The 12,970-nt window shown below is 74.0% G+C and carries 14 protein-coding genes and 1 pseudogene; 3 read left to right on the forward strand and 12 right to left on the reverse strand.

Features of this window, described 5'->3' with window-relative positions; all coding sequences use genetic code 11:
• The 10 genes and pseudogenes from KCH_RS42885 to KCH_RS31175 all read right to left on the reverse strand — a co-directional run.
• Positions 1-777 (reverse strand): annotated as a pseudogene (locus KCH_RS42885) (aminoglycoside phosphotransferase family protein); the annotation flags it as partial.
• 73 nt (positions 778-850) lie between these two features.
• Positions 851-1,837 (reverse strand): L-histidine N(alpha)-methyltransferase, encoded by a 987-nt coding sequence (egtD, locus tag KCH_RS31135; RefSeq protein WP_035868526.1) that lies wholly within the window; start codon positions 1,835-1,837, stop codon positions 851-853.
• Positions 1,834-2,610 carry an ergothioneine biosynthesis protein EgtC gene (gene egtC, locus KCH_RS31140; RefSeq protein ID WP_035868530.1) on the reverse strand — a complete coding sequence of 259 codons (777 nt, stop codon included), beginning with the start codon at positions 2,608-2,610 and terminating at the stop codon, positions 1,834-1,836. Before egtC ends, egtD begins: the two co-directional genes overlap by 4 nt.
• Complete coding sequence (egtB, locus tag KCH_RS31145) at positions 2,610-3,932, reverse strand: ergothioneine biosynthesis protein EgtB (RefSeq protein WP_035868533.1); 1,323 nt, start codon at positions 3,930-3,932, stop codon at positions 2,610-2,612. Before egtB ends, egtC begins: the two co-directional genes overlap by 1 nt.
• Positions 3,926-4,150, reverse strand: coding sequence for a hypothetical protein (locus KCH_RS31150; RefSeq protein WP_035868535.1), 225 nt, complete (start codon positions 4,148-4,150; stop codon positions 3,926-3,928). The genes egtB and KCH_RS31150 overlap by 7 nt, the downstream gene beginning before the upstream one ends.
• Complete coding sequence (gene egtA / locus KCH_RS31155; protein ID WP_051653651.1) at positions 4,144-5,418, reverse strand: ergothioneine biosynthesis glutamate--cysteine ligase EgtA; 1,275 nt, start codon at positions 5,416-5,418, stop codon at positions 4,144-4,146. Before egtA ends, KCH_RS31150 begins: the two co-directional genes overlap by 7 nt.
• A 133-nt stretch (positions 5,419-5,551) precedes the next feature.
• Complete coding sequence (locus tag KCH_RS31160) at positions 5,552-5,902, reverse strand: beta C-S lyase family protein (protein ID WP_035868538.1); 351 nt, start codon at positions 5,900-5,902, stop codon at positions 5,552-5,554.
• A gap of 116 nt (positions 5,903-6,018) precedes the next feature.
• Complete coding sequence (locus tag KCH_RS31165) at positions 6,019-6,447, reverse strand: MarR family winged helix-turn-helix transcriptional regulator (RefSeq protein WP_035868541.1); 429 nt, start codon at positions 6,445-6,447, stop codon at positions 6,019-6,021.
• Complete coding sequence (locus tag KCH_RS31170; RefSeq protein ID WP_035868544.1) at positions 6,447-6,863, reverse strand: SRPBCC family protein; 417 nt, start codon at positions 6,861-6,863, stop codon at positions 6,447-6,449. Before KCH_RS31170 ends, KCH_RS31165 begins: the two co-directional genes overlap by 1 nt.
• 402 nt (positions 6,864-7,265) lie before the next feature.
• Complete coding sequence (locus KCH_RS31175) at positions 7,266-7,598, reverse strand: hypothetical protein (protein WP_157032269.1); 333 nt, start codon at positions 7,596-7,598, stop codon at positions 7,266-7,268.
• A gap of 124 nt (positions 7,599-7,722) precedes the next feature.
• Between KCH_RS31175 and KCH_RS31180 the strand changes: the two genes are divergently transcribed.
• Positions 7,723-8,349: a DUF7691 family protein gene (locus tag KCH_RS31180; protein WP_035868551.1), complete on the forward strand. Its 627-nt coding sequence runs from the start codon at positions 7,723-7,725 to the stop codon at positions 8,347-8,349.
• A gap of 142 nt (positions 8,350-8,491) precedes the next feature.
• On the opposite strand, the gene KCH_RS31185 is transcribed toward KCH_RS31180, so the two are convergent.
• Positions 8,492-9,685: an FAD-dependent oxidoreductase gene (locus tag KCH_RS31185; RefSeq protein WP_035868554.1), complete on the reverse strand. Its 1,194-nt coding sequence runs from the start codon at positions 9,683-9,685 to the stop codon at positions 8,492-8,494.
• Positions 9,686-9,859: 174 nt separating this feature from the next.
• Here KCH_RS31185 and KCH_RS31190 point away from each other — a divergent pair, with 174 nt between their 5' ends.
• Complete coding sequence (locus KCH_RS31190; protein WP_035868557.1) at positions 9,860-10,477, forward strand: PadR family transcriptional regulator; 618 nt, start codon at positions 9,860-9,862, stop codon at positions 10,475-10,477.
• A 15-nt stretch (positions 10,478-10,492) separates the two neighbouring features.
• Here the strand turns inward: KCH_RS31190 and KCH_RS31195 are convergent, their stop codons facing one another.
• Positions 10,493-12,013: a WD40 repeat domain-containing protein gene (locus tag KCH_RS31195; RefSeq protein WP_035868560.1), complete on the reverse strand. Its 1,521-nt coding sequence runs from the start codon at positions 12,011-12,013 to the stop codon at positions 10,493-10,495.
• Between the two features lie 78 nt (positions 12,014-12,091).
• Between KCH_RS31195 and KCH_RS31200 the strand changes: the two genes are divergently transcribed.
• Entirely contained in the window at positions 12,092-12,871 is a 780-nt protein-coding gene (locus KCH_RS31200) for an alpha/beta fold hydrolase (RefSeq protein ID WP_244305505.1), read from the forward strand.
• The last annotated feature ends 99 nt before the right edge of the window (positions 12,872-12,970 follow it).

Consider the following 12,970-nt stretch of genomic DNA (forward strand, 5'->3'; position numbering starts at 1 on the left):
GGCATCCAGCTCCGGCCGCAGCCGCTCCAGCAGCGCCGGGAACAGCGCCGCCAGCGCCGCCGGCGAACGGTCCGTCAACTCGCCCGGCCCGTCCGCGGCGACGGCCGCCTGCACGGCCGCCCACCGGTCGAGGACGCCCAGCATGCCGTCCTCCGGCAGGCCCCAGCAGTCCACACCCGGCACGTCGTCCAGCAGCATCCGCCGCCCGTCCGCCGCCAACACCCGTGGCACCAGCCCCGGATCGGCCTTCGCCACCCGGGCGATCACCGCGGCCTCCGCCACCGCGAACGGCGGGGTGCTCTTCAACCAGGCCGCACCCGACGCGGTCGGGAACCGGGACAGCGCCGACAGGTTCCAGCTGCGCACCTGCTCCACCGGGCCGCTCCGCGGCCGCCCGAGCGCTGCCAACTCGCCGTCGGCCCAGGCCCATTCCCCCCGCAGCCCCTCGGCCGAGGCCCACGGCAGCCGCAACGGATGCCCGTCCGGCGACACGTCCGCCGCATCCGGAAGATCCGGTGCGGCGGCCAGCGGCCCGGTGGGGCGCTCCCACGCCTCCGCCAGGTACACCACGTCACCGCAGCTGCCGGTCTCCCCACCCGCCACGGACAGCATCCGCAGCAGCGCCACCGGCACCCCGGCCGCCTCGGACGCCGCCCGCACCACCTCCCCGACCTGCGCCCAGTACGGCGAGGAAGCCGTGAAAGGCCCCACCGCGCCGAGGAGTTCACCCTGCCATGCGATCAGGACGGTCGCCGTCCGCTGTTCAGTGTTCTGCACCCGGGCATTGTCCGGACACGAAGGCCCGCCCGCCAGCGAATTACCGCCGGCGGGCGGGCCCCGTCGCACCCGGTCAGTCGGAGGCGTCCGCCATCGGCCGGGACAGCGACAGCCCGAACCGGCCTTCCTCGTCCGTCCACCAGTCGCTCAACCGCAGCCCGGCGGCGAACAGTTCACGCTCCACCCGCTCCCGGCGGAACTTCGCCGACACCTCCGTGTACAACTCCTCGCCCTCCTCGAAGTGCACCGCGAGACCCAGCTCGGCGACCTTCACGCTCTGCGGCCGCAGCGCACGGAGGCGCATCTCGATCCACTCCTGCTCGGCGTCCCAGAGCGCCACGTGCGCGAACTGCTCCGGGTAGAAGTCCGCGTCCAGCTCCCGGTTCAGCACCGTCAGCACGTTCCGGTTGAACGCCGCCGTCACCCCCGCCGCGTCGTCGTACGCCGCGACCAGCACCTCCGGGTCCTTCACCAGGTCCGTGCCCAGCAACAGCGCGTCCCCCGGCAGCAGTTGGGCCCGCAGCCCGGACAGGAACGCGGCCCGCTCGGCCGGCAGCAGGTTGCCCAGCGTGCCGCCGAGGAACGCCACCAGCCGCGGCCCGCCGCCCTCCGGCAGGCCGAGCCCGGTGGTGAAGTCCGACAGCACCGCCGAGACCTCCAGCCCCGGATACTCGGCGATCAGCGCCTTCCCCGCCGACTCCAGCGCGCTCTCGCTGACGTCCACCGGCACGTACCGCTCCAAGGTGCCCTGATCGCGCAGCGCGTCCAGCAGCAGCCGGGTCTTCTCCGAGGAGCCAGAACCGAGTTCGACCAGGGTGCGGGCCCCGGTCACCGCCGCGATCTCCCCGGCCCGCGCCGTCAGGATCTCCCGCTCCGCCCGGGTCGGGTAGTACTCGGGCAGCCGGGTGATCTCCTCGAACAGCTCCGAACCCCGGGCGTCGTAGAACCACTTCGGCGGCAGCCGTTTGGGCTGCCCGCCCAGACCCGAGCGCGCATCGGCGCGCAGCGCGTGGTGCAGGTGGTCGGCGGGCAGCAGGCGGGTCAGCCGGTATCCGGTCACTGCGGTGCGTCCTCTCGGGTGCGCGGCCCGATCGGGGCCAGCGGGGTCAGCGTGCTGCCGGCCGCGTCGGCCACCAGCAGGGTGCGGTCGGGGACTTCGGACCAGTCCGGCCCGTCGTCGAACGGCTCGGACGCCACCAGCAGCGAACCGTCCGCATCCCGCCGCTGGAACAGCGTGTCGCCCCAGGCCGTCGCCGCCAGCGAACGTCCGTCCGTCACCAGCAGATTGAGCCGGGCATCGGCCAGATCGGCGGCCAGCAGGCACACTTCGGACAGCGCCGGGCCCAACTCGACGCCCGCGCGCAGCCGGTTCAGCACCACCGCCCACAGCAGCGCCGAATCGGTACGCGCCTCGATCTCCAACAGCTCGGAGACCGGCAGCAGTTCGGCCAGCGGCTCGAAGGCGCGCGGCCAGCCCGGCAGCGCCCCGTTGTGGCTGAACAGCCACCGCCCGGCGCCGAACGGCGCGACCGCCTGCGGCCCGGGCGCACAGCCCGGGGTCGCCGAGCGGACCGCGCCCAGGACCGCGTGCGACCGCACCACCCGGGCCAGGTCCACCAGATCGCCGTCCGCCCAGATCGGCCCCTCCCGCCGGTAGCGGGCCGGCCGCTCGTCGCCCTCGGCGTACCAACCCACCCCGTAGCCGTCCACGTTGACGGTTCCGTGCCGCTGCAGACGCGGCGCCCAGGACTGCCGCAGCGGCCCGAACGGCGGATCCAGCAGCACCGAGCGCAGCGCCACCGGCCGTCCCAGATACGCGAAATGACGGCACATCAGTCCCCGACCTCGGCATCCCGGGCGGTCCGGAAGCCGGAGAAGATCTGCCGCCGGATCGGGTAGTCCCAGTTGCGGAACGTGCCCCGGCAGGCGACCGGCGCGACCGCGAACGAGCCGCCCCGCAGCACCTTGTACTCCGGCCCGAAGAACACCTCCGAGTACTCCCGGTACGGCCACGCCCGGAACCCCGGGTAGCCGGTGAAGTCGCTGCTCGTCCACTCCCACACGTCGCCGATCAACTGCCGCGCCCCGTACGGCGACTCGCCCTGCGGGTAGGCGCCGACCGGGGCCGGGCGCAGGTGCCGCTGACCGAGGTTGGCGTGCTCCGGGCCGGGCGGCCCGTCGCCCCACGGGAAGCGCCGCGAGCGGTCGGCGACCGGGTCGTGCCGGGCCGCCTTCTCCCACTCCGCCTCGGTCGGCAGCCGCCGCCCCGCCCATCGGGCGTACGCGTCCGCCTCGTACCAACTGACGTGCAGCACCGGCTCGTTCGGCGGCACCGGCTCCACGTGGCCGAACCGGCGACGCAGCCACTGCCCGCCCTCCCGGGACCAGAACAGCGGCGCGGTCAGGCCGGCGGCCGTCCGGTGCTCCCAGCCGGCCGGCGTCCACCAGCGCGGGTCGCGGTAGCCGCCGTCGGCGATGAACTCCTGGTACGCGCCGTTGGAGACCGGCACCGTGTCCAGCCAGTACGCCGGCAGGTCCACCCGGTGCGCGGGCCGCTCGTTGTCCAGCGCCCACGGCTCGGTGTCCGTGCCCATGGTGAACGGCCCGGCGGGGACCAGCACTTCGGACGCCGGCGGGGCGGCCGCGGCGGGCGGCGGCGGCGCGTCCAGCACGGCCGGGCCCTGCCGCAGCTGATGGGTGATCAGCATCGTCTCGTCGTGCTGCTGCTCGTGCTGCGCGATCATCCCGAACGCGAACCCGGCGTCCAGCAGCGGCGCCCCCTCCAGCGGCGAGGCGGCCAGCAGGTCCAGCACCCGCCCGCGCACCTCGTGCGCGTACGCCCGCGCCTCGTCCGGCGGCAGCAGCGGCAGGCGCGGGCGCTCGGCCCGCGGGTGCTCGAACGCGTCGTACAGCGGGTCGATCTCCGGGTGCATCGGGTCGCGGCCGCCGACGTTGCGCAGCAGCCACAGCTCCTCCTGGTTGCCGATGTGCGCCAGGTCCCACACCAGCGGGGACATCAACGGCGAGTGCTGGGCGACCAGATCGGCGTCGTCCACGGCCCCCGTGAGCTGCCCCGTGCGCTCCCGGGCGGCCAGTAGCTCGGTCGCGATCAGCTCGCGCAGCACCGCGGGATCGGTGCGGTCGGCGTTCAGCACGGGACGTCCTCCTCCGGGCGGGTGATCGGACGGGCGAGCGGGCGGCCGAGCGGGTCGGCGGACTGGTCGGTGGGCGGTGCGGCGGACCGGTTGGCGGACCGGTCGGGGGACTGGTGGGTGGACCGGTCGGTGGGCGGCGCGGCGAGGGGCGTGGCGGGCGGTAGGCCGTGGTGGCCGTCGAACGGGTCGGTGCGGGCGTCGTCCTCGGTGATCAGCACGGTGCGTCCTCCTCCAGGGCCGGGCCCGCGCCGGTGCGCAGCGCGGCCAACTGGTCGTCGGCCGGGCAGCGGCCCCGGGCCGGATAGCGTTCGGCGAACTCCAGCAGCGCCGGCCGCAGCAGGCCGTCCCGGCGGGCGAGCGCCCGTTCGGCGGCCGAGAAACAGGCGAGCGCGGCCCGGCGCAGCTCCGCGTCCGCCATGCCGAGCGCGGCGGCGCGCCGCCACAGGCCCGAACGCGGAGCGCGGGAACCGGCGTGGCCGAGGCGCTCCAGCGCGACCCGGGCCTCCTCCGCGGCCAGCGGGTCGTCCATCAGCGCGGAGACCAGCGCCAGCGGCACCCGCCAGCCCTCGCCCGGCTGGGCGTCGATCATCCGCAGCTCCAGGTGGCCGCGCGGGCGGACCGGCGGGAACAGCGTGGTGCGGTGGTAGTCCAGATCGGCCAGCTCGGCGCCCCGCTCGCCCGCGCCGCGCAGCCAGTCACGGAACGACAGGCCCGCCGGTGCGTCCCACGGCAGGCCCTCCGGGCGGCGCACGCACAGCACCGTCGCATCCAGCACGTACCGGGTCCACGCCTCCCGCGGATCGGCCAGCGGGGGCGGAGCCAGCGTGCGGGACGGGTCCATCCGCGACCAGACCAGCTGCCGCGTCGACTTCCAGCCCGTCGGCCGGCCCTCCAGCAGCGGCGAGTTGGCGAACGCCCCGACCAGCACCGGCCCCAGCAGGTGGGCCAGCCGCCAGCGGTCGACGTAGGTGTGCTCGGTGCCCGCATCCACGCACACCTGCACGGAGGCGGTGCCCGTCATCATGATCCGGCCCCACGGCCCGCCGCGGCCGAAGTAACGTTCCATCGCCCGGTACCGCGGATGGGTGGCCTGCATCCGGCGCTCGCGGTCCAGCGGATCGGTGCCGGTGCCCGTCAACCGCAGGCCCTCGGCGCCCAGCGCCGCCCGCAGCACCGCCTGGTCGGCGCTCAGCCCCGCCGCGCAGGCGGCCGGGTCGGCGGCGGGCGGGGAGCTCAGCTCGACCTGCCCGCCGGGTTCGTACGTCAGCCGCGAGCCGGCCGGGAACACCGGGCCGTCGGCCGACTCGGGCAGCACCGCCAGCGAGGCCGCCACCCGGGCGGGATCCACCGGGGAAGCGGGACATCGGCCGTCATGGACGAACCACTCCGCCTCCACCCCGACCAGGGCCGGAGGCCCGATCTTGAAGCAGATGGCGCCCAGGTGTCGTTCGGCCGAAGCCTCGGTCAACTCCGTGGGCGGGGTCACGCTCTGTGTCGAATCGGCCGGTACGTCGGCCTGCGGTGGGCGTACGGATGTCACCGGACTCACCATCCCTCGGTGCGCGATAAGGGCCCGGTTGTTCCTGCTCAGTCTGCCCCCGGGCAAACCTCGACGCCGCTCAACCCGCCGACCCGCAGGTCAAGCGGGTGAGCGCGGTGCGCAGCCGGTCCAGCGGCAGGGCGAAATTCAGCCGCAGGCAGCCGGATCCGGCCGGACCGAAGCCCGCGCCGTCCGCCAGCTCCACCTGACGCTGCGTGAGCGACTCCTCGCGGGTTCCCAGGCCCGAACCGTCCAGCCAGAGCAGGAACGAGGCCTGCGGACGGGCCAGCACCGCACCGCCCAGCGCCGGATCCGGCACCAGGGCGAGGCAGCTCGGCACCCCCGACACGTTGAAGGTCTTGCCGACCGAGTTCAGCGTCACCACGTTCGGCGCGCCGTCCGTCACCGCCACCGCGACCGGGTGCGGCACCCCCGCGGACGGTCACGAAGGAGTCGCCGTTCCTCGGGGCAGGGCGGAGCGGGCCGTATCACGCGGACACCGTCGGCCGGCGGGTTCGGCAGCCGACGGCGTCCGCGTCGGGGGCCTCAGGACTCGGGGTGGGCCAGGCGGCCGAGCAGGGTCACGGCGTCGCCGCGCGCCACCGGTTGGAAGAAACGTACGTCGACGTCCTCGACGGCGGCGATCGCGCGCGGAGCCAGCTCGGCGCCGGCGCTGGTGACACGCAGCCGTTTGGCGCGAGTATCGGCGGGGTCGACCTCACGCTCGATCAGACCCTTGGCCTCCAAGGCGCGCAGGACCTGCGAGGTCATCTTCACGTCGGTGCCAGCCTGGCGGGCCACGGCCAGCTGGTTGGGATGTTCGCCGTGCGTGTTCAGCCACCAGGTGCAGGCAAGCAGAACGAACTGGACGTGGGTGAGGTCCAGGGGGCCGAGGGCCGCGGCGATATCGCGCTGCCAGCGCAGCGTGGCATGCCAGAGCAGGAATCCGGGGCTGTCGCCGGGGCTGAGGGCCATCAGTCCTGTGCCAGCTTGACCAGGGCAGCCATCGTCTCGGGCCAGTCCGCGGTGACGGCCGGACCGATCTGCGGGCCGAGCTGGTCGGCGCCAGTGCCGGTGATCTCCATCCGGTACGTCACTCGAGTGCGGCCTCGCTCGCCCTGGTCGAGCCGGTGAATGGTGCGCAGGAGCAGCCCGTCGAACCGGGCCTCGTCCACAAACAGTTCGTTGACTGTCGCCTCGGCGACGATCAGGTGCACCGGGTCCTGATCGGCCGACGTCATCACGATCTCAGTACCCGCCGCGAACGGGCCGCTGATCCGGATGCTCGCGATGTCGGCGTTCCAGGTCGCCCAGTTCTCGACGTCGGCCCACAGGCGCCAGATCGCCTCGGGCGCGGCGTCGGTCTCGATGCTGTGCTCGTATGTCCACATCAGTGGCCTCCTGGTCAGGAAGATTATCTTCGAGAAGATTATCTGCGCAGAGACTATCTGTCTACTGCCCGGGCCGATGGTGCGCAGCGGGGTGTGCGGTGCTGCTGCGTCTACAGCACCTGGTCCGGGACAGCCTCGCCGCCGTCAGTGGCGTCCCAGTCCGCCGGGAGGGTTGCAGCGATCCGGCCTTCGGCGTTGGTGCGGTGGGCGGAGATGCGGCTGCGGTCGAACTCGTCCCGGTCGCATCGCAGACGGGCCGGATCGAGGCTTCGCCGGAGGTGAGGATCCGGGCGCGGGTGAGGTGGTCGGAGGCGGCGGCGCTGAGCAACTCGCTTCCGTGGGAGGGGCGGTGGTCGTGGCGCGGCGGTACCTGCGGCCGAGCGGATCGAATGTGAGGTCGCGTCAGGAGTTTCGGCGCCGTTCGGTGGCGGGTGACGGAGGGGTGGACGTCCCGTCCGCGCGGACCTGGTGGCGGAGTTCACCGGTGTCCGGGTCGTAGACCTCGACGGTGCCGGCGCGGCCGGCCCGGGCGAGTGCGGCGATCAGCAAGTCGACCCCCGGAGCGGTGCACCGGCCGGAGAACGACACCGGCTCTCCGGGCGTCAAGTAGAGCTCGGCGGAGGTGTGTTCGACCTCGCACGCGGTGAACGACGCCTTGCGCGAGCGCCGGCCCAGCCCGTGCAGCGCCTTCGCCACCGGTTCGGCGCGCGTCCCGGTCGGCACGAACCCGTACACGTCTAACACGGGCCCGGCCGCGGCCCCGTCGAACACCGGTCCGCCGTCACTGAGTCTCCTGGCCGTGAGGGCAAACGGCCCCCGGCGGCCCGGTGCGGCAGGCCCGTCGCTAGGTTTCATGGCCATGAGTTCTTCCCTGCACGTCTACCTGCTCGACGTCGCGGCCACCCGGGCTCTGGTCGGCTCCGGCGACGACCGGCTGCTGGAGGCCGTCCGCACCGAGTTCGCCGGCCGGCTCGCGGAGGCCGACGAGTACTTCGAGTTCGATCTCGCGGACGGCGCGCCCACCGCGTACGAGGCCCTGCGCGCCGTCGTCCACGGCGGACCCTTCGACGCCCCCGCCCAGTTCACCTTCCAGTACGGCTACGCGTACGAGCGCCTGTGCGAGTTCACCGGGCGCTTCCTGCCGAACGACTCCTTCACCCCGCACCGCGGCGACTGGCTGTCCGTCGTCGACCGTGGCCTCGCCGACCTGGGCGTCACGGCCCTGAGCGTCTCCGACTTCGCCCACGGCAGCGCCCCGAGCCCCGTCCCGCGCAGCTACACCCCGGGCTGCGGCAGCTGGACGCCCGAGCAAGTCGCCCAGGCGCTGCGCCAGTTCGGCGACACGATGGAGGCCGTGGAAGCCGGCCGGATCCCGCTGCCCCCGCTCGGGGATCAGACCGTCGTCGACGCGGTCTTCCAGGCCCTCGGCTGGATGAAGGCCGCCGCGGAGCTCCCTGGTCACGGCGTCATCGGCTTCCGCTTCTGACCTCCGGTCACAGGACGTCAGGTCGCAGAGTCGCCGGTCACGGGACTGCGGTTCGCAGGGTCACCGGTCACGGAGCGTCAGGTCGCAGGGCGGGCGCGAGCGGGAGGCCCGATCGCAGGGCGGCTGGTCGCGCGCCGGCAGGTCAGGCGGCCGGCTCGGCCCAGTCGATCCGGTGGTGGAGCGGCCGGGAGAGCTTCTCCTGGCTCATCAGTTTCATGCCGAGCGGCATCAGCGCGTCGCGCAGCACCCGGCCGACCGGGCCGGCCGCCTTGTTGCTGTTGGCGCGCTCGGCCTGCTTGATGATCTGCTCGACCCGCGGCCGGCGCAGCTCCTCGTACCGGTCGAGCGCCCGGGGGAGAGGCAAGTCCCGCAGGCAGCGGGCGAGTTCGACCGAGCTTTCGATGGCCAGCGAGGCGCCCTGGCCGGAGCTGGAGGACGGCGCGTGGGCCGCGTCCCCGGTCAGCACCAGGCGGCCGCGGCTCCAGTGCGGAACCCGGGGCATGATCTCCATCGGCCCGGTGATCAGCAGCTCGGCGGGATCGGTGCGCCGGATCAGGCCCGGCGCCGGGGAGCGGTCGTCGGCGCAGGCCTCGGCCAGGACGCGGAGCCACCGCTCGGCCCCGCGGGAGACCGCCTCGGACAGGGTCAGCGGCTCCGGGTACGGAAGGTTGACGAACCAGACGGCGTTGCCGCCGATCACCTGCAGCCCGAAGAAGGCGTGCTTGCCGAAGGTCATGACCATCTTCCCGCCGGTGTCCGGCACCAGGCCGGCTTCGGTGCTGACGGCGCCGAAGCCCTGCAGTCCGGCGTAGCGCGGCTGCGGGGCGGCCGGGTCGATCAGCGTGCGCACGGTGGAGCGGATCCCGTCGGCACCGACCAGCAACTCGCCGGTGGCGGTGGTGCCGTCGGCGAACTCCGCGGTGACGGTGCCCTCGCCCTCCTCGACCCCGGTCAGCCGCTTGCCGTGCTCGATCCTGATGCCTCGGCGGCGCGCCTCGTCGTAGAGCGCCCGGTAGAGGTCGCTGCGCATGACCAACCGGGTGGGCTCCAGGGAGCCGGGGCTGCCGATCTCGGCGAGTCGCTTGCCGTTCCAGCTCTGCAGGACGATCGCCGTGGTGGGGTCGCCGAGCTGCCGGACCAGGTCGCCGACGCCGATCGCGTCCAGCGCGGCGAGGCCGTTGGGGGCCAGGCCGAGCGCGGCGCCGACGCCGACGGCGGTGCCCTCGTAGGCCTCGTACACGGTGGCCTCGATGCCCGCCTGCTGCAGGGCCATCGCGGTGACCGGGCCGGCCACGCCGCCGCCGATGACCAGGGCGGTGCTGATCTTCGTTGCCATGATCGTTCTCCTTCGGGATCGGACCCGGGCTGGGTGATCGGACCCGGACCGGGTCGTCGACGGTGGACCGCTGACCGCTGACCGCTGTCGGAGCCGGTGTGCTGTCGACCCCTTCATAGTTGCATTGAAACTAGTGGCGCTGCAACTAGTTCCGTTGGGAGTAGTATCCGGATCATGAGTCCCGCGCCCAAGAGCTCGCCGGTCCAGCTCACCGTGCTGTCGCTGCTGCACTTCAAGCCGCTGCACCCGTACGGGATGCAGCGGCTGCTCAAGGAGTGGGGCAAGGACCAGGTGGTCAACGTCGGCCAGCGCACCAGCCTCTACCGCGCGATCGACCGGCTGCTGGGGGCCGGGCTGATCGCCGTCCGGGAGACCGGGCGCGACCAGCAGTACCCGGAGCGCACCGTCTACGAGGTCACCGACGCCGGCCGGGCCACCACCCGCACCTGGCTGCTGGAGATGCTGCGCGAGCCCAAGGCCGAGTTCCCCGAGTTCCCGGTCGCCCTCGCCAACCTGATGCTGCTCGCGCCGGACGAGATCGAGCGGGCCCTCACCGCCCGCCTCGCCGCAGTGCGGGCCGGCCAGGCCGCCCAGGAGCGCGCGCTCGCAGACACGGCGGCGCTCGGCGTCCCGCGGGTCGCGATGCTGGAGACCGAGTACACCCGCGCCCTCGCCGCGGCCGAGGGCGACTGGCTGGAAACCGTCCTCGCCGACCTCCGCTCCGGCCGACTCACTTGGAGCGGCGAGGAGTTGATCGCGGCCGCCCGGGCGAGCGAGGGCCAGGCGCCGTAGTGGTCCGCCCCCGGATCAGCGCGGGTCGAGCAGTGCGAGGTCCGGCCCGAAGGCCACCAGGAGCCGCCCGCTCGGGGTGAGGGCGAGGGCGGTGACACGGGCCGGGAAGGCGAGTTGGGCGAGGGCGAGGTCGGGGGCGTCCGCCGGATGGATCTGGACGCGGCTGCCGGTGGCCGCGACGAGCGCCGAACGGCCGTGCAGGAGATCGGTGGCGGTGATGGGCGGATCCTCGTCGACGGGGGTGAAGTCGTCTTCGCCGGGCGGGAGTTCGGTGAGGGGAGCCTCGGTGCGGGTGGTGAGGTCCCAGGTGCGGACCGAGGTGTTCAGGTAGCTGTCGGTGTGCCCCGTCACGGCGTACGGGCGGCCGTCGGCCTCGATGCAGGTGAGGGAGACGATGCCCGTCCAGTCGCCCGAGGGGTGGACGGTGGCGAGCGGGGAACCGAGCAGGGCGCCGGTGGCCAGGTCGCGCAACCGGAGGGACTGGTCGTCGCCGCCGCTCAGCACCACCGGCCGCCCGTCCAGGGTGGTCACGGCCAGCGCGCGGACCGCCTCCCGGTGACCCAACAGGCGCTGTACCGGCGGAAGTTCGGCGAAGTCCCAGAGCTGCCCGCCGCCGGTGCGCAGCAGCTCCCGGCCGTCCACGGCGACGGGCAGGACGGCGCTCGTGTCGATCAGCAGGTGATCGACCGGGCGCAGCGGGGCCAGGCTCCACAACTCGGCGCGTTCGAGCCGCTCCCCGACGTATGGGTCGCAGCCGGCGACCAGGGCGTGCGGGCGTCCGTGCAGGGCGAACGGGACGAGCAGGCGCAGTTCCCGGTACTCCGAGCGGGCGCTCGCGCGGAGTTTGCCGCCGGGGAGCCGGAACAGTGCGAGGGTGCCGCCGAAACTGCCGGCGAGCAGGTGCGGCTGCCCGTCGAGCTCGGTCACTGCCCAGCCGGTGAGGTCGTCGTCCCCGAACGGCAGGTATTCGGAGGCGAGTTGATGTGACGTCAGGTCCCAGAGGGCGGCCCGCTTCTCGTCGGCGGCGAGGGCGTGCGGGCGGCCTTCGACGGTCAGCGGAAGGACCGTGTCCGGAGCGAGGCCGGGGAGCGGCTCCTCGTCGAGCCGGAGCCCCGACACAGGGTCGCAGCGGAGCGTGCGCGGGCGGCCGTCGACCGTGGTGGCGGCGGTCTCGGCCGGGGCCGGGCGGGACGGGGGCAGGTCTGGCGCGTCGGTGGCCACCAGGGCCGGGTGGGCGGCAGTCGAGGTGGCCCAGACGACCCGCCAGGCGGCCGGGGCGGCGGGGAGCGCGACCGCGGCGAGCCGGTCGGAGAGCCGGTGCTGCCCGAACCGTGCCGCGTCCAGGGCGAGCAGTTGGCGCCGGGCGGCCGGATCCGCCGAGCCGTGGACGCCCGCCGAGACCCGGTACACGGCCGCAGCCACCCGGGCCTCCGGGGCCGCGGCGCTCGGCAGCAGGGTGAGCACCTCGGCGGGATCGGCGGTCACCAGGAACCGCGGATCGGTCAAGGCGCGGTCGGCAGGCGTCAGTTGGGACATGCCAGGCACTGTAGTGGCGGCCCAGGACAGTCCCGCCGCGCCCAAATTGCCTCGCGGACGCGCGAATCGACTCGGAGAATGACCGCCATGACATGGGACGGGCTGGTCCGGGTGCGCGGCGGGGACGTATGGGCGGCGGACAGCGGCGGTGACCGGCCACCGCTGGTGCTGCTACACCCGGGGGTCGGCGACTCGCGGATCTGGGACGGGCTGCTGCCCGAACTCACCCGGCGCCACCGGGTGATCCGCTACGACGTGCGCGGCTACGGGCGCTCGCCCCGGCCGACCACGGCCTACTCGAACCTCGCCGACCTGTACGCGGTGCTCGACCACTTCGGACTCCACCGGGTGCACCTGGTCGGCTGCAGTATGGGCGGCGGGACGGCGCTCGGCCTCGCGCTCCGGCAGCCCGAACGGGCGGCCTCACTGGTGCTGGTGTGCCCCGGCGTCCCCGGCTACCCGTGGCCGGCCGAGCCGGAAGCGGACGCCGAGTACGACCGGCTGGTGGCCGCCGACGACCTCGACGGGCTGACCGCCTTCGGCCTGCGCGAGTGGGCGGCCGCCGGTTCGGACCCGGCGGCCGTCGCCCAACTGCGCTCCGCCGCCAGGGCCTGGCCCGGCGAGGACCTCCACCAGCAGCCCGACCCGCCGGTCTTCGGCCGACTCGGCGAGCTGACCGGCATCCCCGCGACGGTCCTGATCGGCGACCTCGACCGCCGCCCGGCCATCGACTGCGCCGAGCAGACCGCCGCCCGCCTCCGCTGCGAACTCCTCCGCCTGCCCGGCGTCGACCACCTGCCGCCCCTGCGCACGCCCGACGCGATCCTGCGGGTGATCGACAAGCCGGCCACCCGCTGAGACCCCGCACGGCCGTTGCGCTCCAGCGGGTGGAACACGACTCATCAGCGAGATCGTCGGGTGCCACGAAGCCCGTTGGGCCGCCCGCGAGTTCGATCT

It is taken from the genome of Kitasatospora cheerisanensis KCTC 2395 (assembly GCF_000696185.1).
Classification (GTDB): Bacteria; Actinomycetota; Actinomycetes; order Streptomycetales; family Streptomycetaceae; genus Kitasatospora; species Kitasatospora cheerisanensis.